The organism is Pseudomonas sp. NBRC 111143 (genome assembly GCF_001320965.1).
GTDB lineage: Bacteria > Pseudomonadota > Gammaproteobacteria > Pseudomonadales > Pseudomonadaceae > Aquipseudomonas > Aquipseudomonas machongensis.
Genome location: NZ_BCBT01000002.1, coordinates 1 through 24,152, shown reverse-complemented (window position 1 = coordinate 24,152; position 24,152 = coordinate 1). Strand labels below are relative to the sequence as shown.

General features: G+C 61.2%; 17 protein-coding genes and 1 pseudogene. 9 read left to right on the top strand and 9 right to left on the bottom strand.

From position 1 onward, the window contains the following. Positions 1–513: 513 nt before the first annotated feature. The 5 genes from APH44_RS01405 to APH44_RS01385 all read right to left on the bottom strand — a co-directional run bounded on the left by APH44_RS01405 (position 514) and on the right by APH44_RS01385 (position 7,186). A complete protein-coding gene (locus APH44_RS01405; RefSeq protein WP_054890910.1) occupies positions 514–1,011 on the bottom strand; it encodes an Imm42 family immunity protein in 498 nt (165 codons plus the stop codon). A gap of 368 nt (positions 1,012–1,379) precedes the next feature. Beyond that, positions 1,380–1,649: a hypothetical protein gene (locus APH44_RS01400; RefSeq protein WP_054890909.1), complete on the bottom strand. Its 270-nt coding sequence runs from the start codon at positions 1,647–1,649 to the stop codon at positions 1,380–1,382. Between the two features lie 6 nt (positions 1,650–1,655). Beyond that, a complete protein-coding gene (locus tag APH44_RS01395) occupies positions 1,656–2,093 on the bottom strand; it encodes a hypothetical protein (RefSeq protein WP_054890908.1) in 438 nt (145 codons plus the stop codon). A gap of 19 nt (positions 2,094–2,112) precedes the next feature. Further along, positions 2,113–6,732: an RHS repeat-associated core domain-containing protein gene (locus APH44_RS01390; protein WP_082420913.1), complete on the bottom strand. Its 4,620-nt coding sequence runs from the start codon at positions 6,730–6,732 to the stop codon at positions 2,113–2,115. Between the two features lie 28 nt (positions 6,733–6,760). Then, a complete protein-coding gene (locus APH44_RS01385) occupies positions 6,761–7,186 on the bottom strand; it encodes a DcrB-related protein (protein ID WP_054890907.1) in 426 nt (141 codons plus the stop codon). Positions 7,187–7,336: 150 nt separating this feature from the next. Between APH44_RS01385 and pcaQ the strand changes: the two genes are divergently transcribed. The 5 genes from pcaQ to APH44_RS01360 all read left to right on the top strand — a co-directional run bounded on the left by pcaQ (position 7,337) and on the right by APH44_RS01360 (position 10,703). Then, positions 7,337–8,269 (top strand): pca operon transcription factor PcaQ, encoded by a 933-nt coding sequence (gene pcaQ / locus APH44_RS01380; RefSeq protein ID WP_054890906.1) that lies wholly within the window; start codon positions 7,337–7,339, stop codon positions 8,267–8,269. A gap of 144 nt (positions 8,270–8,413) precedes the next feature. Beyond that, positions 8,414–9,148, top strand: coding sequence for an FKBP-type peptidyl-prolyl cis-trans isomerase (locus tag APH44_RS01375; protein WP_054890905.1), 735 nt, complete (start codon positions 8,414–8,416; stop codon positions 9,146–9,148). A gap of 291 nt (positions 9,149–9,439) precedes the next feature. Next, positions 9,440–9,880, top strand: a complete 441-nt coding sequence (locus APH44_RS01370; RefSeq protein WP_054890904.1) for a YkvA family protein — start codon at positions 9,440–9,442, stop codon at positions 9,878–9,880. Between the two features lie 89 nt (positions 9,881–9,969). Further along, on the top strand, positions 9,970–10,329 hold the full coding sequence (locus tag APH44_RS01365; RefSeq protein WP_054890903.1) for a helix-turn-helix transcriptional regulator: 360 nt from the start codon (positions 9,970–9,972) through the stop codon (positions 10,327–10,329). Then, entirely contained in the window at positions 10,326–10,703 is a 378-nt protein-coding gene (locus APH44_RS01360; protein ID WP_054890902.1) for a hypothetical protein, read from the top strand. The genes APH44_RS01365 and APH44_RS01360 overlap by 4 nt, the downstream gene beginning before the upstream one ends. A 2-nt stretch (positions 10,704–10,705) precedes the next feature. Here the strand turns inward: APH44_RS01360 and APH44_RS01355 are convergent, their stop codons facing one another. Next, positions 10,706–12,460: a bifunctional diguanylate cyclase/phosphodiesterase gene (locus APH44_RS01355; RefSeq protein WP_054890901.1), complete on the bottom strand. Its 1,755-nt coding sequence runs from the start codon at positions 12,458–12,460 to the stop codon at positions 10,706–10,708. 120 nt (positions 12,461–12,580) lie between these two features. Next, positions 12,581–14,662 carry a carboxy terminal-processing peptidase gene (locus APH44_RS01350; RefSeq protein WP_172964815.1) on the bottom strand — a complete coding sequence of 694 codons (2,082 nt, stop codon included), beginning with the start codon at positions 14,660–14,662 and terminating at the stop codon, positions 12,581–12,583. A 141-nt stretch (positions 14,663–14,803) separates the two neighbouring features. Between APH44_RS01350 and APH44_RS01345 the strand changes: the two genes are divergently transcribed. From APH44_RS01345 to APH44_RS01330, 4 genes are all read left to right on the top strand, one after another. After that, positions 14,804–15,766, top strand: coding sequence for an NAD(P)H-quinone oxidoreductase (locus APH44_RS01345; RefSeq protein ID WP_054890899.1), 963 nt, complete (start codon positions 14,804–14,806; stop codon positions 15,764–15,766). Between the two features lie 206 nt (positions 15,767–15,972). Further along, positions 15,973–17,232, top strand: a complete 1,260-nt coding sequence (locus APH44_RS01340) for a hypothetical protein (RefSeq protein WP_054890898.1) — start codon at positions 15,973–15,975, stop codon at positions 17,230–17,232. 91 nt (positions 17,233–17,323) lie between these two features. Continuing rightward, on the top strand, positions 17,324–19,339 hold the full coding sequence (locus APH44_RS01335; RefSeq protein WP_054890897.1) for a hypothetical protein: 2,016 nt from the start codon (positions 17,324–17,326) through the stop codon (positions 19,337–19,339). 177 nt (positions 19,340–19,516) lie between these two features. Next, positions 19,517–21,961 (top strand): autotransporter outer membrane beta-barrel domain-containing protein, encoded by a 2,445-nt coding sequence (locus APH44_RS01330; RefSeq protein WP_156343709.1) that lies wholly within the window; start codon positions 19,517–19,519, stop codon positions 21,959–21,961. Between the two features lie 41 nt (positions 21,962–22,002). On the opposite strand, the gene APH44_RS01325 is transcribed toward APH44_RS01330, so the two are convergent. Further along, the gene (locus APH44_RS01325) at positions 22,003–23,160 is read right to left on the bottom strand and encodes a hypothetical protein (protein ID WP_054890895.1); all 1,158 of its coding nucleotides are present in this window, start codon (positions 23,158–23,160) and stop codon (positions 22,003–22,005) included. A 12-nt stretch (positions 23,161–23,172) separates the two neighbouring features. Next, positions 23,173–24,152 (bottom strand): annotated as a pseudogene (locus APH44_RS30000) (hypothetical protein); the annotation flags it as partial.

The following is a 24,152-nucleotide window of genomic DNA, read 5'->3' as shown; positions in this document are numbered from 1 at the left end:
GCCCGCGAACACCGGCAAAGCCGGTGCCATCTACCGCAGTGTTTGCTTCGCGGGTAAACCCGCTCCCACAGGTACCGCGTAGACCTCGGGTCTGGCTCACTTTTGCAGGTCCTTGGATAAACGTGGCTCCACGGCTTTCAACTACCGCTGCGCGCACATTTGGCTTGAGGGGCACTCGCGGGAGCGTTGGTTTCAACGGCTGTCCTGAATCATAAGTCCTGCCACCTCACGCTTAGCGAATTGATATTGATGGTGAGTGTTCGCCTAAGTGATCCGGACATGATGTCGCATGAGATCTCGTCCTCGTCAATCGAAAGGCAATGCAGCCCGCTGGCGTAATTGAACGCCAGAAGCCTATCGTCAAGATACAGCGATGTCGAAACAGTACCGTCCAGTGAGTAGACCAACTCCAACCAGAGGGGTTCTGCGGTGAGCTTGCAGCTCCATTGTGCATACTCTGGATCGAAATCTGCGACGAGCCCGAGCACCTCGAGCAATGTGGTTTCGAAAGAATCAATCATGGTTTTTGGGCGGGCTGAAAAAATTTATCACATCGTTCAGTGTGTTTTTTACGTATCCAGGAGGCAGGAAAATTTCTCGCACCACGTCATCGTCATGAGCTCTCCAAATGACCCGGTCCGTTGTTTCAAGCATGAGCAGAACCACGACATCGCCATCAAGGCAGGGCGTCAGGTTCAGCGACAGGAACAGCGCACCAATTTTGCTGGAATCAATCCAGTTTTGAGAGTGCTCGTACCCTTGCTCGATCTGGGAAATCACGGCTGATTTGTCCAGATTTCTTAGGGAGTCAGCGTAATCGAGATCATAATTATCGAATTTGACATTGATCATGTTCAGAAAGGTATCGATCTGCGTGATCTCTTCAGTTGCACCAATGAGATGATTGTCTAAAGATAGGTTCACGGCCATCCAACCCGACTTGAAGTTTGGCGCGCAAGTCGAGCAACAGACTGAAAACAACTCCATGTTGCCCGCGTTGTAGTAGCTCATGCTGCCGGCCTTTCTTCGCATCGATGAGTGTACAGAGCAGAGTGCGAACCATCGCCACGATTCAAATACCTTTTGATGGCAGAGCCGACCTGACGATGTGCATTTCGATGGCGTGCTCATCGTCGCGCAGCGATATGATGAAATCGGGATCAGTCCCCAAGAAGGTATGAAGCATATTTTTGTACTCTGAGTGTCAGAAGTTTGTTACTCAGGATGTGATTCATTTTTTATGCGCGGGCGTTCTTGATTAGTTGCAAGCATTTGTTGTCTTTTTTGGTGGCTCAAGAATTTTGCATTTTTATTATTTTTAGCATGTCGTATTTCTAAGGGTGCTCGCGCTCAAAGGTGTTCACGGCGCATTCGTCAAGTTATTCTTCTTCGTGTGCCCAAGAGATTAAATATTCCTGCAGGTGCCTGCTCAGGTTCAAATGTGCGGGCGTGAGGTTTGAAAGTGATAAGCTATTGGGCTCGGCCTGTCTTATCAGGTGGCTCGCACTGAGTTTGGCAATCATCTCAGTATCGGTGTCTGAGATTTTTGCTAGAGCACTCATGTCTTTATACTGCGAAATCAGAGATTCGTGCATACGCCATGCACTTATCTCTGACAAATCAGCTTCCGCTGCGATGTCTTTCTGCATGGAAAATTACTCAAGAGCGTATTGATAGCTGCCGGCGATGATCTCGACGTAGCTGTCGTACCCCGCGACGATGTAATGCTTCAATGAAAGAAAGTTGGCGGGGTCATAGAGCGAATTCTTTTCTGCCAACAGCGCTGATTCGACGACTTCATAGAATTTTGGGTCAGGATGAAGTCCGGTCTCACGCCAAGTTTTTACTTCATCATCTTGATTGCCCAGGATTTCGTAGTTTTGATACTGGTGCTCGAAAAAATTGAGTGTTATACAGCGCAGTTCAGCGACGCGTTCGAAAACAAGCGTCGCCATGGCGTAGGTATTCTTTTCGATGTGTTCGAGTCGCTGAGCCTCAACCTGAATCGATGCAACACCTATTTCGTCGTAGCTTGCGTTGAGTTGAGTGGTGTTGATTAGAAAGTCAACGTTCTGGGGGAGAAGTTTTATCATACCGATGATCTCGTGCTGTTCATGGACAAGGTGATACGCGCGTCACGAGTCCTGACCCATCTTTGTTGCGGGTCAGATCAATCGACTTCGAGGGCGGTTTATTTTTGAAGTCCTTTGTGAGGTGAGGAGGAGCATGCTGGTAGGGAACGAATATCGCATATTTTGGATATTTGTTTGCGCTTACGAGCGCAGCGAGCCCACGGTTGTTGAGTGTTACATACTTGCCGCTGACGGGATCTTTCGTATAGGCGATCAGCAGCTTGTCGGGAGACAGTTTATTAGTTCTTAGATCATCCGCTACGTCAAGAACAGGTCTACCTGCAATTTCAGGGACCTGGGCACCAATGGAGCTGAACTGGGGCGCAGCCCTGTTCTGGCCAAAATGCAGATCTTTCGGGAAATCCGTGAGTTCACCATGCTCGAATGGGTCGAATCCGCTCAGTCCCAGTGGGTCAATGCACGATGCGGTATTCGCCCCGTATTGATATAGGTTCACCCCGCCGATCAACCCAATCGGATCCTGCTGCGTAAACCGCCCCACCTCCGGATCATAGAACCTGAACGTGTTGTAGTGCAGCCCCGTCTCCCGGTCCAGGTACTGCCCCTGGAACCTCAGGTTCTGCTGACGGTTCTGCCCGGCATGGTGCCATTCTTCCCGACACTTGCCCCAGGTCTCGAACTCACCGTGCCACACGGTCACGCCGTTTTCATCGGTGAGCTGCTCGGGCAGCCCGGCGAGATTGGTGTGGAAGTAGTGCAGCTGTTCGGCGCCGGGTGCGCCGTCGAGGCGGGCGAGGGGGTCGTAGCTGTCGCTGTCGGCGTAGACGTACAGGCTGGGCTTGTCGTCCTGGATTTCCTGCAACAGGCGCAGACCCTGCCAGAGGAAAAGGGTCTGGCTGACAGGGGTCGGGAGATCGTTACGGTAGAGGCGCTTGGCGGTTCTGCGGCCGAGCGGGTCGTAGTCGAATTCCACCCGCTCGTGCACCGGCCCGCGCTGCTGGTGTACGCGTACCAGGCGGTGCTCGGCGTCGTATTCGAAGCGCTGGATCAGGTGCGCGCCAGTACGTTTTTCGCTGAGGCGGCCAAAGCGGTCGTAGCGGTAGCGCTTGTCCTGGTAGACCTTCAGGCGGTTGTGCCGTACGTAGCCCTTGATCGGGTAACCGTCGAGCAGGTTGCCGGCTTTGTCGTAGCCGTAGTGCTCGACCTGTTGGCCATTGCGATGAGGCTGTGTGCGGCTGGCGCCATGGATGCGTTCTGTCGGGCCATAGTCGTAGCGAACCTGGCCGCGCTGGACGTTGCCGCTGGCGTCGGTGCCGAACAGGCGACCGATGATCTGGGCGTGCGTGGTCGGCTCGCCGTCGCGGGCTCGCCGACACTGGATGAAGTCCTCGCCGATCAGGTTGTCACTGTCGTCATAACGATACTGCTTGCTCAGCAGGGCCAGGCTGCCGGGGCCTGCGCCCTGTACATGCAGGGCTTTTTCCAGCAGGCGCCCGGTGCTGTCGTAGCGGGTCCGGGTCTGGATCCGGCCTTGTGTGCGCAGGACTTCGGCATGCAGCTCGTCGCGCTCGAAATCGCAGATCACACGGCCGTCGAGGTTGAGCTGATGCAAGTGGCCGCTGCCGTAGTACAGATGGTTGAGGCGTCGGCCATCAGGCAGGGTCAGGGTCTGCAGGTTGCCCAGTTCGTCATGTTCGTAGGCAAGCCGGCCCGCTTCACCGGTTTCGCTCAGCAGTTGCCCGAGGGCGTCATGGCTGAAGGCGAGCCGTTTTGGCTCGCTCTGCAGGTTGGTGAAGGTGATCGCCAGCAGGTTGTCGGCGAGGTCATATTCGTAGTCGGTGACGCCGTCGTCGGTGCGCTTGCGCAACAGGCGCCCGGCGTCGTCGTACTCGAAGTATTGCGACTGTATCGACGCTTCGGGTTCCGGCGGGCTGCCGGGGAACGTCGGCTCGGCGTCCGGGGCCGGGTGCAGCCTCGCCTCGATGACATTGCCCGCTGCATCGTAGCGATAGCTGTGGCCGCCGCCATCGAGATTGTGCTGGGCGGCCAGGCGGTCCAGGGCATCCCAGTGGAAGGCGTAGTGCTCGCCGTTTTCGTTTTCCAGACGCTGCAGGCGGTCATGCGCATCCCAGGCGAAGCGAAGGGTGAGCCCCATGGCGTCGGTGCGTTGGCTGAGGCGCCCACGCTTGTCATAGTGCCATTGAGTGAGCTGCTGCCCAGGGTCGATGTGCTGGGTCAACTGCCCCGACAGGTTTACCTGGTAGCGGTCGACGCGCCCGTCTGCGCGGGTGCTTTCCAGCAGGTGGCCACGGGCGTCAAAACGATAGCGGGTGCGGTTGTTGCGACCGTTGAAGACTTCGCTCAGGTGACCGCGCTCGTCATAGCGCCAGAGGGTGGTGCGGTTGGAGCAGTCGCTGTAGCGAATCAGTTGCCCTCGGGCGTTCCATTCCAGCTGGCGGGTCTTGCCCTGTGCGTCGGTGACCTGTTCCACCCGGCCTTGTCGATCGTGACGGTAGCGCGTGGTGCGCCCCAGCGGATCGGTGGTACTGATCAGGTTGCCGCGAGTGTCGTAAGCGTTGCGATAGGTGCGGCCTGCGCCATCGCTGATGTGCGTGGGCAGCGCCCAGTGCTCGGTGTAGGTGGTGCGCTCGCAACGCCCCAGCGGGTCGTGGCTTTCTATCAGGCGCCCGAGTGCATCGTAGTGGTATCGCCACTCGGCGCCTTGCGGGTCGATGCTCGCCAGCAACTGGCCCTGGACGACCTCTTCCTGCCAGCGCTGGCCCAGTGGATCTACATACACCAATACCTCGTGCAACGGGCCCCACTCGAAATGGTCCTTGCGACCTAGGCTGTCGGTGACCTCGGTATGACTCTGCGCCAGGTCGTAGTGGAAGTGGTAGTCCTCGCCGTCTTCGCTCCAGTGACGGATCACCCGCCACTCATGGGCTGGCTGCGGCTCGAGCAGCGGCGGCAGGTTCGGTGTCGGACGAGGGACGGCGGCGAAGCGCTGCCACTGGTAATGGAAGGTCGCACCGCTGGCCAGGGTGTGACTGGCCATCAGGCCTTCAGGGGTATAGCTGAAGCGTCGCAGCACCTGGCCGCCCGGCTCGTGTACTTCGCTCAGTTGACCGGCAGGGGTGTAAGTGTAGGTGGCGAGGGTTTCACGGCGTTCGACCATAAAGTCGTTGCCCTCGCGCAGGAACAGACGTTGCACCTGGCCGACGCGGCGAGGGTGCACGCTGTGGTAGAGCAGTTCGACCACCGTGCGGCCAAAGGTGTCGACCAGGTACTGCAGGCGGCCGTCGTTGTCGTAGAGCAGGTCAAGGCGGTTGAGGTTGCGATCCCCCAGTTGCACCAGGCGTGAACGACTCGAGTCGTGCGGGTCGGTGCGCAGCACCTGGTACTGGCCGCTGTAGATGTCCTCGACCACGGTGATGCCGGCATCCTGATGGAAGAACGCCAGGCCGTCGAGGCTGCTGACCAGCGCGCTGCCTGGCTGCATGCGTCCCAGTTCGATACGCGTGCCTTCCTCGTCGACATAGATCCACAGCTCGCCCCCTTCAGGGTGGGGGACACGCTCGATGCACACTTCATAAGGCAGGCTCCAGCCCAGGCCGAACACGCCGTCGCCGCGCGTGTCGTTACTGTCATAGCGCCGGGCCCACTCGATCGGCAGCAGGCCGGGGAGGGCGAAATCCAGGTCGTCAGGGCCATCGAGCAGCTTGGCACCGCTGGAGACGATCACCGGATGGCCCTTGCACTTGGGAATCATCGACTTTGGCTTGGGTGCCTTGCCTGGGCGTGAGCGGGCCTTGCCACCCCGGCGCGAGAGGAGCATGCCGGCGACGATACCGATGATCTTCGCCAGCGCGCTCTTGCCGTCGCGGATATCGCGCACGGTCAGGGTGCCGCCGCCGATGCGCACATTGGGTGAGAAGGTCATGCCCACCGGGCCGTCGCAGGTGGTCTTGTCGCCGACCCGAACTGCGGGCTGGCCGTTGATGAAGACCTTGTCCGAACCCTGGGCGAGGAAGTTCTTGGCCGGGTGCTTGCTGCAGGTGATGGTATCCTCGCCCCTCTCCTGGGTGCCGGGATCGGCGGGTGTAGTGATCGGCGGGTTGAAGATGCTGGCGATGTCCTGGGCCATGCCGATGATCGGGAGCATCATCGAGGCGCCCAACATGGCGTAGGCACCTACGTTCTCCAGGATGGAGGGGGGCTCGGGGGTGTCGGGCGAAGCCTCGACGCCCAGGCTGATGCCGGCAGCACGGGCAGCGGGCACGCCATTGATATGGACGTTGGCGGAGCCGGTCAGGATGGCGCCATAGGGCTCGGGCGGGAACAACGAGTTGCCCACCCAGTCACTGAAGTCGGAAATGTGTTCGCCGATGCTCTTGTCGCCGCCGCCGGGCAGCGAACTGGCCGCGCCTACCAGCAGGCCGGCGGCCACCGGCACCAGTGCAGCCGCCGCACCGCCGGTGCCGATGGTGGCGGCGACGGCGGCGCCCAAGGCCGCACCCACTGCGGCCGTGGCGGCCGCATAGACCACCGCCTCGGTCAGCGCGCTGGTGAGCTCGGCCATCAACGGTGGGTGCAGTATCAGGTCGTCCTTGCGGGCGGCGTGGAGGTCCTGCGCCATGAATCCGGGCTTCCTTGCTGGAGGGGTGTCAGCGTATCTGCAGGCTCGCCTTGATGGCTTGCCAGTGCATGAGGTCGTTTTCCGTCAGCGGTGTCTCCTTGCTGTAGCTCAGCACCATAAGACGCTGTGCCTGCACATGGGGATAGGCCAGTTGACGCTGGTGCGAGCGAATTTCGCCACGCTGGAACTGCAGGCCGACTTCCAGGCCCTGGATGGCTTGCGCCATGCCGCAAGTCGTGGCTTGAGGCTCGGTGATGTGTGCATCGAGGCGACTGCGCAGTTGTTCGAGCTGCTGGCGGTAGACGATGTCGAAGGACTGGTCTGCGGGGAGTGGGCTGCGGGCGATCACCAAGGTGGTGCCGCGCTCGGGGAACGTCAGCATGTTCATGCTGCTGTCCTGCGGCAGCTCTGCGCCCAGGTCTAGTGATAGGTCCTGGGTTTGGTAAAGCGACATCGGTTGGCTCCTTGCCGGGGAAAGCTGCACCCTACAAAGCCAAGCGCCTTGAGGGCAAGCTGCGCATTGTCAGAATGGGATCGAGTCGTTGTAGGAAAGGGTATTCACAGACGACTTGCAGCCCCCATGCACATAGTTACACTGCCGTGCATGAACCTCGATACCCGCATCAAGTACCGCCATTTGCTGTGCTTTCTGGAGATCGCCCGTCAGGGCAGTCTGGCCAGGGCGGCCGATGTCCTGGCGATCAGCCAGCCGGCCATTTCCAAGACGCTCAAGGAGCTTGAGGACTTGCTCGAGACGCGCCTGTTCGAGCGCACCCGACAAGGCGTCGAGCTGACCTCGGCGGGTACCCGCTTCATGCGTTACGCCGGACCCAGCGTGCAGGCGTTGCGCGAAGGCGTCAGCACGGTGCGCGGCGAGGCGCGGGCGCCGTCGCAGGTGCGCATCGGCGTGCTGTCGACGGTCGAGGGATTGTTGATGCCGGAGGTGCTGTGTCGCCTGCACCAGCGTCATGAAGCGTTGATGATCAGTGTGGCTACCGGGGTCAGTGCCCAATTGCTGGGGCAACTGCGCCTGGGCGAGCTGGAACTGGTGGTCGGGCGGATGACCGACAGCCCGCAGATCCAGGGCCTGTCGTTCGAGCACCTGTACAGTGAATCCATGAGCCTGGTGGTGCGTCCCGGCCATCCGTTGCTCGCGCGTCACCCCCTGGACCGAGCGCGGGTTGGCGACTACGCACTGGTGCTGCCGCCAGCAGGCACCACCATTCGCCAGCACGCCGATAGCCTGTTCGTGCAGTGCGGTATCCAGATGCCGGGGCAACGCCTGGAAACCCTGTCCCTGGCTTTGAGTCGGCGCTACCTGCTGGGCAGCGATGCGGTGTGGGTGGCACCGCGTGACGCCGTGCTGATCGACCTGCAGCGTGGTGAGCTGGTCGAGCTCGACCTGGATGTACGCGAACCGGGAGGCTCGGTGGGTATCTGCCGCAACGCGGCCCTGCCGCAGGGGCTGGCCGCCCAATGGCTGTGCGAGGTATTGCGGGAAGTGGCAGGCGAATACCGGGCCGGCAGCTACCCTTGATTTTCACGGTGGGATGAACATCCCTTCATACAGGAACTTCCTGCCACAAACCCGCTCCTATGCCGGTAGCCATTGGTCATGGCCGCCTGATAAGCTCGCGGCTTTACCCTGATTGCCCTCATGGCGCATGAACAAGGAAATAGCATGAAACAGCATCGTTTGGCGGCTGCGGTTGCCCTGGTAGGCCTGGTCCTGGCTGGCTGCGACGCTCAGACCAGCAGCGTCGAGCTGAAGACTCCAGCACAGAAGGCCTCCTACGGTATCGGCCTCAACATGGGCAAGAGCCTGGCGCAAGAAGGCATGGATGACCTGGACTCCAAAGCGGTGGCCCTGGGTATCGAGGATGCGGTCGGCAAGAAAGAAGCCCGTCTGAAGGACGAAGAGCTGGTTGAAGCCTTCACCGCCCTGCAGAAACGCGCCGAGGAGCGTCTGGCCAAGGCCAGCGAGGAAGCGGCCGCCAAGGGCAAGAAGTTCCTTGAGGACAACGCCAAGAAGCCGGGCGTGGTTACTACCGCCTCGGGTCTGCAGTATGAAGTCGTGAAGAAGGCCGACGGCCCGCAGCCCAAGCCGACCGATGTGGTTACCGTCCACTATGAAGGTAAGCTGATCGATGGCAAGGTCTTCGACAGCTCCATCGAGCGCGGCAACCCGATCGACCTGCCGGTCAGCGGCGTGATCCCAGGTTGGGTCGAAGGCCTGCAACTGATGCACGTCGGTGAGAAGTACAAGCTGTACATCCCGGCCGAGCTGGCTTACGGCGCCCAGAGCCCGAGCCCGCTGATCCCGGCGAACTCCGTACTGGTGTTCGACCTCGAGCTGCTGGCCATCAAGGACCCGAGCAAGCTGGACGCCGAGCCTGCCGAAGCGCCGGCCAAGTAATCTGGCAACCGCGACACCTGACGCCCCGTTTCGACGGGGCGTTTTCATTTTGGCCGCACGCTTGACGCGAACGTCGCGGGTGTCTCACTGTCTGAGCATGAGGTACCTTGAAGCGTACCCAACCGCACGCCTGAAGCAAATCGTTTGCCTGTCTGAAACGGTTGTGTAAAAAACGCCCGATCTGAGCGGGACCCTTGCCCCGTGGGCGCCTAGCGCCTGAAAATGCTGCCCTGTTCACAAGGTTATCCACAATAAATGTGGATAACCTTCCTGGCTGATGCTGGAGACACCATGAGCGCACCCTGGAGTTTTGCCCGTTTCCTGCCGCTGGCCGAGCGCCTGCTCAGCCGTGGCCGCCTGCCGGCGCTGCTGTTCGCCGTGGCCCGCAAGGGCCCCAAGCTGGGCCAGTTGCGTGACGACCTGCGCCTGATGCAAGGCCTGTGTCTGGCCTGGTGGCGTGGCGAGTACCGTGCTGTAAGCCCCAAGGCGCTGGTGACCATCGTCGCTGGCCTGCTGTATTTCGTCAGCCCCCTGGATGCCATTCCGGACTGGATCGTCGGTGTCGGCTTTCTCGATGACATCGCCGTGCTGGGGTGGGTGCTGAAGACCGTCGGCGACGAGCTGGCGCGCTTCAAGGCCTGGCGCGACAGCCAGTCGCCCGAGCGCCTGCGTGTGGTCGAGCGTCTGCCGGACAGCCCGGAAGCGTTGCGCCTGGAACGTCCTCACCCTTGATTTTGGCCTGACCTGCACAGACTCCTGCACTTGGTCATATAATTGGCATAAGCATTATGCCGACGGATTACATGCAGTGAGGGGGTTGTATGGGTATTCAGGTCATCAGTCGGGACGGTCAGCCCGAGTATGCAGTTGTTCCCTGGGCCCAGTACCAGGCGCTGCTCGCGGCAGCCGGGCATGCGCCAGCCAATAGCGATGAACCTCAGGCTGCAGTCACTGAAGGCCGTGGCGAAGTCATCGAGCAAAGCGCCAGCTTGCCCGCCCTGGGTGAGCTGGCGCAGTTGCGTCAGGCCAAGGGCCTGGCCCCCGAGCAACTGGCCCGCAGCGTCGGCATCAGCCCCTCGTACCTGGCCATGATCGAGTCGGGCGAGCGTGTGCCTGATGCGGCGATCCAGCGTAGCCTGGCGTGGCACCTGGGAATCGCCGGCTGGAGCGAGCCATCATGAGCCAGGTCAGGATCAGTCGTCAGCAATGGCAGCGCCTGCTGGACGAGCTCGACCTGGCCCGCCGTCAACGCCACCTGCTCACCTACAGGGCGCTGCTCGAGCGCCTGGAGTTGCCCACCCCCGCCATGCAAACCCTGACCGCCGCCCTGGAGTACCTGGCGCTGCTCGACGCGCGCGCCGAGCAGCCGCTGCGCAGTTCGCTGGTGATCAGCCAGGGGGCCAGCCGCCTGCCGCGTACCGGCTTCTTCGAGTGTGTCGAGCGCCTCGGGCGGTTTTCCGGGCCGGTCGATGGCATGGAGGCGGCGTCGTGGCATGCATCCGAAGTGGTGCGGGTGTTCGAGTTCGCTTACCCCGAAGAAGTGACGGCAGGGTAGGGCTACAGCACCCCGGTATCGATCAGGCTCAGACTGGGCCCGGCTGTATCCTTGGCCTGGCGCTTTGCCTGCGAAGCGAGATCGGCCAACTGCGCCGCATCCAGGCTGGCACAGCATTCCGGTCGCAGCAAAACCACGCCGATCGACAGCGACAGCAAGGGGAAGGTCTCCCGCTGCCCTTGGCGGTTGTGGGCGATGAAGCAACCGGCCTCCAGGTGCTCGCTGCGGTAGAAGCGTCGACATTCGCGTAGAAAATCATCGATCAGCTGGTGCAGGCGCTCGCGCCAATCGACCGACCCCAAGACCAGCATGAAATCATCACCGCCGATATGCCCGACGAAGTCGCGGCGCGGATCGACGCTGTCGTTCAGGCACTGGGCCAGGCACAGCAACACCTCGTCGCCGCGGGCATAGCCATAGATATCGTTGAAGGGTTTGAAGCTGTCGATGTCGACGTAGCACACCGCCGCTGCACGCTGTTGCTCCAGCAGGCGGGTCAGGCACTGGCGGATTGGAACGTTGCCTGGCAGCAGGGTCAAGGGGTTGGCGTAGCGGGCCTGCTGGATCTTCTGCTCGGTGATCAACTTGAGCACATCGATCACTCGACCCAGTCCTTGGTAGCGACCACCGTGGGTGATGATGAAATCTTCCTCGATGCGCTGTCGTGCGCGGCTGGTGAGCAGGCGGCTGACCTGCTGCAGCGACTGGCTGCGCTCGACTGCGAGGAAGTCTTCGTTCATCAGTCGGCTGATCGGCTTGCGGGCGAACAAGTCGGTGCCGAACGGCTGGAGCAGAACGTCGGACAACGAATGCCGATGGACGATACCGCAGGGGTGCCCCTGGGCATCGAGCACGGCCAGGGAGTTGAGATTGGCCTGGCGGCGAAACGCTTCCAGCACCTGCTGGGTCGGGGTGTCCAGCGCAACCGCAGGCTGCTCGATCAGCAGCGCGACGAGGTCGCTTCCTTCCTCGTTGATCATCAGTGCGCTGCCGTGCGCCGGGGGCAGCAGATTCAGGCCCTCGCGCGGGGGGAATTCCTGAGGGCGGCCGAGCAGGTAGCCTTGCAACAGGTCGACGCCCATGTCGGCCAGTACCGTCAGCTCCTCGCCCAGCTCGATGCCCTCGGCAATCACCTGGGCCTTCGAGGCGCGGGCGATCTGCAGGATGGAACCAACGAATTCGCGTTTGAGCGGATCCTGATGGATGCCGTCGATGAAGTGTCGGTCGATCTTCACGTAGTTCGGACGCAGCTCCGACCACAGGCGCAAGCTCGAATAACCGGCACCCAGGTCGTCCAGCGCGATGGAAAAGCCCATGTCCCGATAGTGATGCAAGGCGTTGGACAGCAATTGGAAGTCGTCGGTGGGGGTTTGCTCGGTCAGCTCGATCACCACACGGCTGGGTTGCAGACCGACCTGCTCGAGCATTTTCAGGGTACGCCCGGAAGGGTAGTGCGGCTCCAGCAGCGACTCGGGCGAGACATTGAGGAACAGCTTGCCTTCGAGCCCCAGCTCGCTGAAGCGTCGGCATGCGTTCTCCCGGCACAGCACTTCCAGCTCGCTCAGGCGCCCCGCCTGGCGGGCGATGGCGAACAGGTTCAGGGGCGAATGCAGAGGGCTGTTGGACGGTCCGCGGCTGAGCGCCTCATAGCCGAGGATGCGTCGCTCGGAAAGGCAGATGATCGGTTGGAACAGGCTGTGAATGCTGCGTTGAGCCAGGATGGCGCTCAAGGCACTGAGCTGTTCGGTGACGGTCATGGACTGCTTCCTGAAAATGAAAAGGCCGGACGTTTTGGCGTCCGGCCCTTCTATTTCACGACAGTGCGATGACTGTTTGATGACAGGTCACATTAATCTGCCATCACCTTATCGAGTCGCTTACTTCTTCGCCACTTGCGAGCTCAGGCGCAGGTAGTCGAGCAGAATGCGACCGGTTTCGGCCAGGTACGCATCATCTTCTGGCTTGGCGTCGTCCTTCTCCTCCGGCAGGGCGTCTTCGTCGACCTTCTTCAGTTCCTTGAGCGGCTCTTCGCCCTTGGCCTTGCGTCGGGTGTTCTCCAGCGCCAGTTGCTTGGCCTCGATTTCGTCGTGGCGGGTACGGCGATCCTGCTCGTTGAGGCTGACGGTCTTCTCGTTCATCAGGCGCTGGGTCAGCGCCAGGCGGTCGCGGATGTAGGTGAACTCGGCATCCTTGACGCTACGGGCTTCATGCTGCGCCTTGAGCTGAGCCAGGAATGGCTTGAACGGATCGGCTGCCGGTTTGACCACCGGGCGGATGGTGTCCCATGGCATGGCTTCGGGCAGCGCGCTCTCGCCGATTTCCTTGGTGTCGATGATCGACGGGTAGTCGATGTCCGGCAGTACGCCCTGGTGCTGGGTGCTCTGGCCGGAGACTCGGTAGAACTTGGCCAGGGTGAGTTTCAGCTCGCCATGGTTGAGCGGCTGGATGGTCTGCACGGTGCCCTTGCCGAAGGTCTGGCCACCGATGATCAGCGCGCGGTGGTAGTCCTGCATGGCGCCGGCGAAGATCTCCGAGGCCGAGGCCGAGAGGCGGTTGACCAGCAGTGCCAGCGGGCCCTTGTAGAAGGCGCCGGGGTTCTCGTCCTCGAGTACGTCGACGCGGCCGTCGCTGTTGCGTACCAGCACGGTCGGGCCTTTCTCGATGAACAGGCTGGTCAGTTCGGTGGCTTCCTGGAGCGAGCCGCCGCCGTTGTTGCGCAGGTCGATGACCACGCCGTCGACCTTCTCCTTCTGCAGTTCGGTGAGCAGTTTCTTCACGTCGCGCGTGGTGCTCTTGTAGTCCGGATCGCCAGCACGGTAGGCCTTGAAGTCGAGGTAGAAGGCCGGGATCTCGATGATGCCGAGCTTGTAGTCGCGACCGTCCTGCTTGAGCTTGAGCACCGATTTCTTCGCTGCCTGCTCCTCGAGCTTGACCGCCTCGCGGGTGATCGAAACGATCTTGGTCGTCTGGTCGTTCGGTGCGTTGCTGGCCGGGATGATTTCAAGACGTACCACCGAGCCTTTCGGGCCACGGATCAGCTTGACCACTTCGTCCAGGCGCCAGCCGACCACGTCGACCATTTCCTTGTTGCCCTGGGCGACACCGATGATCTTGTCGGCAGGGGCGACCTGCTTGGTCTTGGCGGCAGGGCCGGCCGGTACCAGGCGCACGATCTTGACCTGGTCGTTGTCGCTCTGCAGCACCGCGCCGATGCCTTCGAGCGACAGGCTCATGTTGATGTCGAAGTTTTCGGCGTTGTCTGGCGACAGGTAGTTGGTGTGCGGATCGTAGGACTGGGCGAAGGTGTTGATGTAGGCCTGGAAGATGTCTTCGGCACGGGTCTGGTCCAGGCGCGCCAACTGGTTCTTGTAGCGCTTGGTGAGCGTTTCCTGGATCTGCTTGGGATCCTTGCCGGCCAGTTTCTGGCGCAGCACTTCATCTTTGACGCGCTTGCGCCACAGGTCGTCGAGCTCGGCCTCGTTCTTCAGCCACGGAGCGTCCTTGCGGTCGACCAGCAGGTCTTCCTTGACGGTGAAGTCGATCTTGTCGACGCCCTTGTTCAGTTCGGCCAGGGCGAAGTCCAGGCGCGATTTCACGCGGTCCAGGTAGCGCTTGTAGATGGTGAAGCCAGGGTCGAGGTTGCCGCTCTTGAGGAAGTCGTCGAACTGCGTCTTCCACTTGTCGAATTCGGCGATGTCACTGGCCATGAAATAGCTGCGTGATGGATCGAGCAGTTTGATGTAGCTGTCATAGATGATGACCGAGCGGGCATCGTCCAGCGGAGGCTTGCTGTAGTGATGGCGCTTGAGCAGCTCTACCACGTTGAGGCTGGCGACGATCTCGTCGCGGTCCGGCTGCAGGCTGTCCCATTTGTTGGCGGCGGCCGCATTGCCACCGAGCGTGAGGCTGCCGAGGCCGACCATGAGGGCGAGGGCGGTGCTGGGGAGGAAATGCTTCATGCTGATTCGACGTGGGGGCAATTGATCACGCATAGTAGGCCGTCTTTTCCGTACGCCGGTTCCATGAAACCGGCTGAATACTGCAAAAAACCCGGGACATGGCGATCCCGGGCTCAGTCATGACTCAACTATGGAGGCACTGTGAAGGCATTGCAAGGCGTTGACGGACATGTAGCCTGGGTCGAAGCCGAACGTCCGGTTTGCGACGCGGGGCAGGTACGCATTCGAGTGGCTGCGGCCGGGTTGAACCGCGCCGACCTGTTGCAGATGAAGGGTTTGTACCCGCCGCCACCCGGCGCCAGCCCTTACATGGGGCTGGAGTGCGCCGGGGTGATCGAGGAGGTGGGTGCGGGGGCAGATTGGCGCGTGGGCGATCGAGTCTGTGCGCTGCTGGCCAGTGGCGCCATGGCCGAAGAAGTGGTCGTGGATGCCCGCCATGTGCTGCCGGTGCCCGAGGGCCTGAGCCTGCACGAGGCGGCCGCGCTGCCTGAGGTGTACGCCACGGCCTGGCTGAACATCTTCCAGCTCGGGGCGGCCAAGGCGGGTGAGAAGGTACTGGTGCACGCTGGTGCCAGCGGTGTGGGCTCTGCGGCCATCCAGTTGGGCAAGGCGTTTGGTTGCCCGGTATGGGTCAGCGTCGGCTCCCAGGAGCGCCTGGACTATTGCAAGGCACTGGGTGCTGCAGGAGGTGTGGTGCGTAACGAGAACCTCGATGCGCTCAAGGGGTTCGGGCCGTTCGATGTGATCCTCGACCCGGTAGGCGCGAGCTATGGCCCGCTCAACCTGGAGCTGCTGGCCCGCGACGGCCGCTGGGTGATCATCGGCCTGATGGGCGGGCGCAAGTTCGAAGTGGACATGGCGCTGGTGCTGGGCAAGCGCCTGGAGATCACCGGTTCCACCCTGCGCAATCGTGACGATGGCTTCAAGGCCGAGTTGCTGCGCGACCTGCAGCAGCAGGTGTGGCCGCTGTTCGCCGAAGGGCGGTTGTCGCCACAGTTGGTCGATACCTATCCGGTGGAGTTCGCCCAGGCGGCGTATGCGGAGCTTGAGAGCAACCAGGTGTCGGGCAAGCTGGTGATGGTGATCGACCCTGCTCTGAGCTAGTTCCTGGTGTAGTGCGCTCATGAGCCCGGCCACCCCATGCGTGGCCGGTTCTGTTTTATCCCCTACTCAAACAGTGCTCTGCGGCAAAGTTCGCATGGTTTTCGTGTTCCCGCACCTAGCATTTCTACCAGTAGGCAGCTTCGATTCGTGCGTATTGAATAGGCGTCAAGCACAACACCTTGACAACCTATTCAGGACGCACCGGCATGGCAAATCGCGAAATCCCATCGCTCGGTCCCAACGCGGACTTGAGTCATTTCGCCCCTCTGGACGCCCCTGGCATACCCGCTGTTATCGATCCGGATGACCCGGACGGATTGTTGCGTGCAGGTGAATGGGAAAATGGCCTCGATGTAATCGTGCCCATGTGGCCGGTACCTCCCCCCGATGGCGAAACTGACACGCTGAGGCTGTTCTGGGGCACGCCTGCCGTCGAAGTGGCTTGCCATCCCGTCACCGGGCCGGTCGACCCAAGTGTTGTCGAGTTTCCGCTCCAGGTTCCCAAAGCCTTCCTGGACACAGATGGTCGCTTTGACGTGAGCTATAAGGTCGATCACTGGTCAGGCGTGCCAGTAGACAGCATCCCTCGTACCGTCACTCTGGATAGCCAACCACCCGGCGCTGGCCAACCCCTCGAAGCCCTGCTGTTGCCAGTCGACCTCGAGCATGGGCTGATCGACCAGGCTTATCTGGATAGCCATGGCGGCATCGTCGAACTACGGCTGCCGCTGCCTGTTTATGTCGGGGCTGAAGACGGCGATGTGCTTTCGCTGTACTGGACGCAGACCCTCCCGCCGACCAATGGGGTACTCAAGACCAAGACCATTACCCAGGCCGAACTCGATGCCCAGGACGTTCGCGTGCAGCTGCTCGCCTCCGAGATTGCTGCGCCTGGCACGGACGGGGTGTTCCATGCCGTCTACACGGTACGTGATCTCGCTGGCAACGAGTCGCCGTACTCCCGGGAAACGGTAGCGGCCGTTGTCCTGGGTCAGGGGCAGGGCACCTACCCGGAAGCAGCGTTCCCCGATGCCGACCGCAATGGCTACTACCTCTGTGAGCACAAACCCTGGGAAGGCATCAGGGCGCGCGTGCCACTGACGAGAGGGTTCGATTTAAACGACCGGGTGATCCTGCTATGGGAAGGCTTTGAATCCTTCAACGGCGTCGGTCCTATCGCCGGGACCAAGGGGCGCTTCGAGGACCGCGTCGAAGCGGCCGACCTGTCGGCAGGGTTTCTGGATATCAGGGTTCAGCCCTACACACCTTACATCGAGCCGATCGTGGCCGGATCGGCGATCGCTCGCTATGTGGTGATCAAGGCCACCGGTCTACCCGGCCTTTCTCGACCGGGGCTGGTGAAGATCGATCGCCGCTTGCCTGATGGCAGCCGCTGTGGCCCTGCGCGCTCGCAGCCCCAGGCACGTGAAACGTTATGGCGCAGGTTTAGGCGCGCCTTTGAATAATGCCTCGCCGCTTCGGCGGCGAAGTGTAATGAGCGCAGTGGATTCGCGACCCGGCCAGCAGGTCAGGCCCGTTTATGACAGGAGTGAAATCATGAGCAAGAAAAAAGACGCACGCAATCGCATTGAATATGCCCAAAAGGTCAGGCAGGCACAGCGTACCCCTTCGACACTGCAGCAAGACCCACCACCAACGCTTTCGCCACCCATTACGCCGGTTTGGTGGGGAGGGGATCCGGACTTTGCCGGGCTGGTGCCCAAGGAACAGCAAGGCGAGAACATCCAACTCAGCATCGATATATGGCCTGGTGCTTCGCCAGTATCCGATGAAGTCGACAAGTTCACATTCGAGTGGAAGCGCTCAGACGCGACGGCCTGGAGTTCTGATTCCACAAAAGACATCCCTGGCCCTCACGACCCTGGCGATCAAGTTTCTGTCGAGTTCGACATGAAATACTTCGAGCGGCATGGCACCTACAACCTGCGTTATCGGGTTGAAAGTTGGACTGGGCAAGAGTCGCTGTCGCATCCAACCGATATCATCATTGACAGGGAACCGCCCAACCGCAATCAAGCGCCGTCCCCGGCGCAATACGATGCCGAAGCGGCTGCGGGCATCACTGATCAGTATCTGAAAGACAATGGCAACATCGTGTGGGTAACCATTCCTGATTACGAAGGGGAAGCGAAGGGCGACACCGTCCAGGCGAAACTCTCCAATGCAGGAGGGCCTATTTCTGGCTGGGCTTACGATGGCGAGTTGCAGGCAGACAGGAAGATCCCTATCGACGGTAATCTGCTGCGCAGGCTGCCGGACGGCAACCTGTACCTGACCTATCAACTTTCCGACAAGGTCACCAACCAAGGGCCACCGAGCCCTGAAGTCACCACCTCCTTGTTGCTCAAGGCGCTACCGGTCGTGCCGATGCAGGCTCCCCGGATCGAGCTGGCCGAGGTCGATAACCTTATCGACCTTGAAGACGTGCGCAGTACGCTCCTGTTGGTCGCTGTCCCGCTTTATCAGAACTGGCAACCGGACGATAACATTTATGTGACTTGGGGAGGTGTTGAAACGCCTTCGCCTCACAAAGTGGGGGCGACTCCAGGGCAGTGGATCTACATCCTGATTCCGTTCGATGAGGTGCTCAAACCGGCTTATGACAGCACGCCGGGCAACGGCCCCAAAGACACTGTGGTGAAATACCGGGTAGAGCGCGGCAGTGCACCGTTCGAATCGGCTGACGCCCCCGTCTTCAAGACTGACCTCTCCGTGCCTGGCCCGGAAAACCCGGATCGACCTGGGCCGGAGAACCCCAACTTGCCTGCGTTGCTGGTGCGCGGTGCCACGGATACGGACCCGACTCCAGCCAGACCTAACGAATTGGTGGCTGCGGATGTCGGTGGGGATGTCACCATTGAGGTGGACCTCTACGCTCCGATTGGCGCCAATGAGAGCATTTGGTTCTACTGGGCGGCTGCCGACAACCTGGTAGGTACGTATTCGCCGCCGCTGGGGGATGAAGGCAAACCCTATAAGTTTGAAATCACATGGGACAAGGTCGCATCTCACGCGTCAGCAGATCAGGTGCCTGTCTACTACGAAATCGGTCTGACCGCCGGCGGCAACCGTGAAAAGAAAACCAGCCAGGTGGACATCAGTAAAGCTCTGCCTGTGGTTCTGGCGGCTCCAGAGTTCCCTGACGCAGGTACCACTTCCGGTGGCCGACCGATCCTGAACTGCCTGTCGTACAAGCCAGACCCCGAGGGTGCACCGACCGACTATTACGTGCGTGTGTTCTTCCCTGCCAACCCCGGGAACTTGAGCAATGGTGACGTTGTAACCGTCGAATTCCAGGCCTACACCGATGTGGGCGGTACAACTCCATTGCCGGACGCCTTCACGGTCGAGCACACATTAAGCGGTACCGATGAGGTGGAAGGTTTTACCATCAACGTTACTGAGTACGCCAAGCACATCGAACCCGTCGGCCTTCTGGGCTCTGGCAAGGCTTCCTATGCCAAGAAAGGTGCGACTGCACAGGGAAGCACAACCATCTGGGTCACTTCCATGAACGCGGGTGGGGCTTGCTTCATTAGTCCAGCCCCGTGATGCAACGCAGCAGGCAGGCCACTTCGGTGGCCTGCCTGCTGCCTCGAGGGCTCGCTTGAACACCGCGGGCCCTAGCGCTGCAGGAATTCTCCCGTCTATTAGTTGACTTTTCCTGCATAAAAAAAGAGAGGAGATCGCTACCTTTCGCGCCATTTTGCACACAACTTGGAGGTTGAGATGAGTAGATCCCAATTGCCTGTCAATTGGAGCGCGGTCGTCGCCCTGAGCCTGACAGCGTTAGCCCCGATGGCTCAGGCGGCCGTGGTCGAGCCAGGGGAAACCGTCGATCTGGCGCCGGGTGACCCAGTGGACAGCTGGACCCTTGGCACGGGCGCTACCTTGAACGTAAACGGCGCAACTACGCAAGCTATCAACGCTACCTCGAGCGTTTTTCTCAATATCAATGCGGGCAGCACCACTGGCAGCATCCAACTGTCCGGTGGCGGTGCCGATGCCAGGATCACCAGCAGCACCATTGTCGGCGAAAGCGGGGCCGCGAGCGGTTTTGGCATCACCAGCGGCACGGCTGACATTCGCGATTCGCATATCAGCAATGACAGGGTAGGCATGGCCCTGGCCAGATTCACGGGCCAGAGCGGCGCGGTGGTCAGCATGATGGGAGGCTCTGTCACGGGGGGCACTGGCGGTGTATCGGTTTCGAACGGCAGTGAGCTGACGCTCGATGGGGTGGTCGTGCGCGGGACATCGAGCGCCAGCTACGGCCTGCGTGCGTTCAACGCCGATGTGACGGCGCGCAACAGCAGCATTTCCGGCGGTCTCAATGGCATCCAGTACGAAGGCAACCCCGGTAGCAGCAACCTGGGCACGTTGGTCCTGGACAACACCCAGGTGCAAGGGCAGAGCGGCGCCGCGCTGTTGGTCAGTGGCCAGTTCAGCCCTGGCACCCGTACCCGGGTCGAACTGCGCAATGGCTCGACCCTCGAGGGTGGCAATGGCAATGCGCTGGAAGTCGATAACGATGCCCATGCCGACGTGCTGGTCAGCGCCAGCCGGCTGACCGGCAACTTCGCGGTGAGCAATGGCAGTTCTGGCCAGTTTACCTTCGACTATGCCTCGCTGACCGGCGATATCACGGCCGACGCGAGCAGCTCCGGCACCCTTGCACTTGCCAACAGCTCACACTTGAAGGGCAATGTCAGCAACCTGTCCAGCGTGACCCTTGATGGCAGCAGCCTGGAGGGTGATATCGGCGTGACCGATGGCCGTGCGGCCCGTGTGCAGTTGAGCAACGGTTCGCAGTTCACCGGCCGTCTGCAGGGCGTGCAGAACATGGCCATCGAATCGGGCTCGGAGTGGAAGCTGGTCGACCACCAGCAACTGGAAAACCTTTCGCTCGACCAGGGCAGGGTGACATTCGGCGATGAGGGGCAGTTCTACACGCTGACGGTGGACACACTGTCCGGCAACGGTACCTTCGTGATGGACGTGGACTGGGCGAGCAATCAGCACGATGTGCTTGATGTTACCGGCACCGCCACGGGCAGCCACGTGCTGGCGGTTGCCGGCTCGGGGGTTGACCCGCGCGACCCCCAAGCCTTGACCCTGGTGCAGGCGGCTGCCGGCGATGCCTCGTTCAACCTGGCGGGCGACCAACCGGTGGACGTCGGTACCTATTCCTACAAGCTGGGTTCCCGCAGCGACGGCACTGGCGGCACCGAATGGTTCCTGGACCCGGAGTCGAAATCCATCAGCCCCGGCACCCGCTCGGTGCTGGCCTTGTTCAACACTGCGCCCACGGTCTGGTATGGCGAGCTGACCTCGCTGCGCAGCCGCATGGGTGAAATGCGTTTCAACGGTGCCAAACCCGGGGTCTGGACGCGCGCATACAGCAACAAATACAGCGTCTCGGGGATGTCGGGCGTTGGTTACGATCAGGTGCAGAGCGGCTTCTCGCTGGGCGCCGACGCACCGCTGCCGTGGGGTGACGGCCAATGGCTAGTGGGGGTGCTCGCCGGCCACAGCCGCTCCGACCTGGATCTGACCCGCGGTAGTTCGGGTACGGTGGACAGCTATTACGCGGGCCTCTACACCACCTGGCTCGATCAGGCCAGTGGTTACTACTTCGATGCCGTGCTCAAGGCCAACCGTTTTCATAACAAGGCCAAGGTCAGCATGAGCGACGCCACCCGCGCCAAGGGCGACTATGACGCCACCGGCCTGGGTGGCTCGGTGGAGTTCGGCCGGCACATCACTCTGGCTGACAACTGGTTTGTCGAGCCTTACGGCCAGTTGTCGGCAGTAGTGATCGGAGGCAAGGACTATGACCTGAGCAATGGCATGCGCGCTGAAGGCGACCAGACCCGCTCCCTGCTGGGCAAGGTTGGCAGCGTGGTCGGCCGTAATCTGCAGTTGGCCAACGGTACCCAGGTACAGCCCTACGTCAGGGTGGCGGTGGCCCACGAGTTCGCCAAAGCCAACCGGGTGCAGGTCAACGACAACCTGTTCAACAATGACCTGTCGGGATCGCGCGGCGAATTCGGCGCGGGCGTGGCCGTGGCCTTCAGCCAGGCGTTTTCGGCGCATGCCGAAATCGACGGCATGAAGGGGCAGGACATCGAGCAGCCATATGGGGTGAATGTTGGGCTGCGTTACAGCTTCTGATCGATCGGAGCCCACCCGGCAACGTGTGCCGGGTGGTTTTTTCATTTCTGTGTGGTCGGCGCGCTGCTCGTCGTCGCATCACCGACGATGAAAACTGACGTAGGCCAGGAAGGCGAGACAGGGTCGTTATTGGCGGGATGCAGTGTATACGACGCAATCACGTCCTTGTTCGCACCCTCGCGCACGATCCGGTTGGGGATGGACACCTCATACTTGTAGGGCAGGTTGTCGATCAACTGCGCCTTCTCATGGGCGGGCACGCCATTCTGCTGGATTGCCCAGCTGATGATCACGGTATCGCCGAACTTGAAGACCGGTGAGCGGGCTTCGAACTCCACGGTCGCGTCCTTGTCGCCAAGCATACCCAGGTCGACCTTGCCATCCCGGGCTTCCTTCACCACCGGAGGGGTGAGCCTGGTGATGCTGCTGTCCACGCGTACATACCGCTGCAGCGAGCGTTTTTCAGAAACGTTGCCCACTTCGTCAGTGACGTCGTATTCGAGCAGCAGTTTTGCCGAATCACCCACCGCCAGAATGGTCGCCTTGTCCACCGTGATGGTGATGGGGTCGCGCCCGGCAGCCTGCTCCTCGGTCAATTCATGGGGGGGGATTGCTCTCCCTCCCCAGAACAGCCGTATGCTGTCCCAGGCCGAACGGTAGTCATACCAGCCGATGGCGAGGGGTACGCCGCGCTCTGTCCACCTGGCGTCCACGCCGCCGTCGATGATCTCTTGAGGCGGAAGGGGGGCCGGTAGCTGCGAATGCCCGGGCAACGCTGGGTTCTGATCGTGGCCCCCGGGCAGTTCACGCTTGATGCGCAGGCGCAGTGGGGGCGAGTCTTCGAAATCTTCGGGGGGGCTGCCTGCGCGGGTCAGTCGGCAGAACACCTTTTCCACCCAGCCGGTCTGCATCAGGGTGGTATCGAGGAACATGAATATTCGGTCATTCAACTCGTCGGGTTGCACCTCGTGATCAGCCAGGCTGACACCGTCCCACAGGACTTCCAGCCGGTCCTTGAGCTGCATGCCGAGGTAGGGGTCGATCGCCACCAGCAAACCCTCTTCGAATTGCGTCAACAGTTTGCAATTGATACCGCCATCCGCATCACGCACCGGCGTGACCATGCCGGCGATCACCAGTGGGGTAAGGGCCTTGCGGGCAAGCGGTGGAAAGTAGCTGTTCAGTTCGTCTCTGATCATGGTTTTCCTCAATCATGGCAGTCGGTTGCCTCGGAGCAGAGGCCGTGGGTGGCGGCCGGGGCTCCGATGGCAAGCTGGTCGGCCGGGTCGTAGCTGAAAGGGGGGGCGGGTGTCGTTCAGGTTCATCCGCAGCAGTGGCAGGAAGTGATCGGTACGGGTGTAGTAATCGTGCTGGATGAACTGCGCCTGGAGCAGGGCGTTGCTGCCAGTGGCATAGAGCACTGACTCCAGCGGGATTTGCGTGGGGATGTCGTCGGGCCAGGCCGCCATCATGATTTCGTTGTGGTCGGATCGGTTGGGTAGCAGGCCGCGCACGTCAATGCTCAACTGATACTGCTTTGCGCCGTTACCGAAGGCGCAACTGTTTGCGGGGTTGCCAATGTGCTTGGCACGCCAGGCGTCGACCGTGTCGATGCCGAGCTTTTCGCACTCGCCCTTGAAGGTACAAGGGTCGCTGCTACCGGAGGTGCCGGCGTTGTAGGGGTAGGCGCAGCGCAAGGTCGGGCGATGGGCGGCAGGCGCTGCCAATTCGCGAAACGTGAACGCATAGTTCCCGCGGATCTGTCGCAGGTTCACATCGGCACGCACGTAGCTGAACGAGACCCCGTTGTTCTTGTGTGAAGCCGGGCTCGGGTTCCACGCCGGAAACGCCGGGGTTGCCTGGTTGTTGCGCAACAGCACGCCATTGCAGAAATACGCGGCGCGGCCGTCCGCGCAGGCCGACGCGGTGCTGGTGTAGCGCTGGTTGAGCTTTTGCGCCAGCTGATAGCCGATGTACTGCTGATCCTGCAGGTTGAAGCCGAACACTTGGTCAGCGGGCTGGCTGGGGTCGATGCGCAGCACCGGCAGCCATTGGCCGGTGGCGTCGAACCAGTCTCGCTGGTCCTGCTGCGCGGCACGCAGCCCGCCCTGGCTGCGGCTGTCGTAGACCAGCGCCTGGATCGCCAGGCGCGCCGGGGCTTGCGCATCCCAGTTGCGCACCAGCAGCTCGA

Excerpts from the sequence above, each read along its gene's own strand:
- APH44_RS01340 (WP_054890898.1), top strand. The coding sequence starts at position 15,973 with ATGGCAAATCGCGAAATCCCATCGCTCGGTCCCAACGCGGACTTGAGT.
- APH44_RS01350 (WP_172964815.1), bottom strand. The coding sequence starts at position 14,662 with ATGAAGCATTTCCTCCCCAGCACCGCCCTCGCCCTCATGGTCGGCCTC.
- APH44_RS01385 (WP_054890907.1), bottom strand. The coding sequence starts at position 7,186 with ATGTCGCTTTACCAAACCCAGGACCTATCACTAGACCTGGGCGCAGAG.
- APH44_RS01355 (WP_054890901.1), bottom strand. The coding sequence starts at position 12,460 with ATGACCGTCACCGAACAGCTCAGTGCCTTGAGCGCCATCCTGGCTCAA.
- APH44_RS01395 (WP_054890908.1), bottom strand. The coding sequence starts at position 2,093 with ATGATAAAACTTCTCCCCCAGAACGTTGACTTTCTAATCAACACCACT.
- pcaQ (WP_054890906.1), top strand. The coding sequence starts at position 7,337 with ATGAACCTCGATACCCGCATCAAGTACCGCCATTTGCTGTGCTTTCTG.
- APH44_RS01330 (WP_156343709.1), top strand. The coding sequence starts at position 19,517 with ATGAGTAGATCCCAATTGCCTGTCAATTGGAGCGCGGTCGTCGCCCTG.
- APH44_RS01400 (WP_054890909.1), bottom strand. The coding sequence starts at position 1,649 with ATGCAGAAAGACATCGCAGCGGAAGCTGATTTGTCAGAGATAAGTGCA.
- APH44_RS01365 (WP_054890903.1), top strand. The coding sequence starts at position 9,970 with ATGGGTATTCAGGTCATCAGTCGGGACGGTCAGCCCGAGTATGCAGTT.
- APH44_RS01335 (WP_054890897.1), top strand. The coding sequence starts at position 17,324 with ATGAGCAAGAAAAAAGACGCACGCAATCGCATTGAATATGCCCAAAAG.
- APH44_RS01390 (WP_082420913.1), bottom strand. The coding sequence starts at position 6,732 with ATGGCGCAGGACCTCCACGCCGCCCGCAAGGACGACCTGATACTGCAC.
- APH44_RS01375 (WP_054890905.1), top strand. The coding sequence starts at position 8,414 with ATGAAACAGCATCGTTTGGCGGCTGCGGTTGCCCTGGTAGGCCTGGTC.
- APH44_RS01405 (WP_054890910.1), bottom strand. The coding sequence starts at position 1,011 with ATGAGCTACTACAACGCGGGCAACATGGAGTTGTTTTCAGTCTGTTGC.
- APH44_RS01360 (WP_054890902.1), top strand. The coding sequence starts at position 10,326 with ATGAGCCAGGTCAGGATCAGTCGTCAGCAATGGCAGCGCCTGCTGGAC.
- APH44_RS01370 (WP_054890904.1), top strand. The coding sequence starts at position 9,440 with ATGAGCGCACCCTGGAGTTTTGCCCGTTTCCTGCCGCTGGCCGAGCGC.
- APH44_RS01325 (WP_054890895.1), bottom strand. The coding sequence starts at position 23,160 with ATGATCAGAGACGAACTGAACAGCTACTTTCCACCGCTTGCCCGCAAG.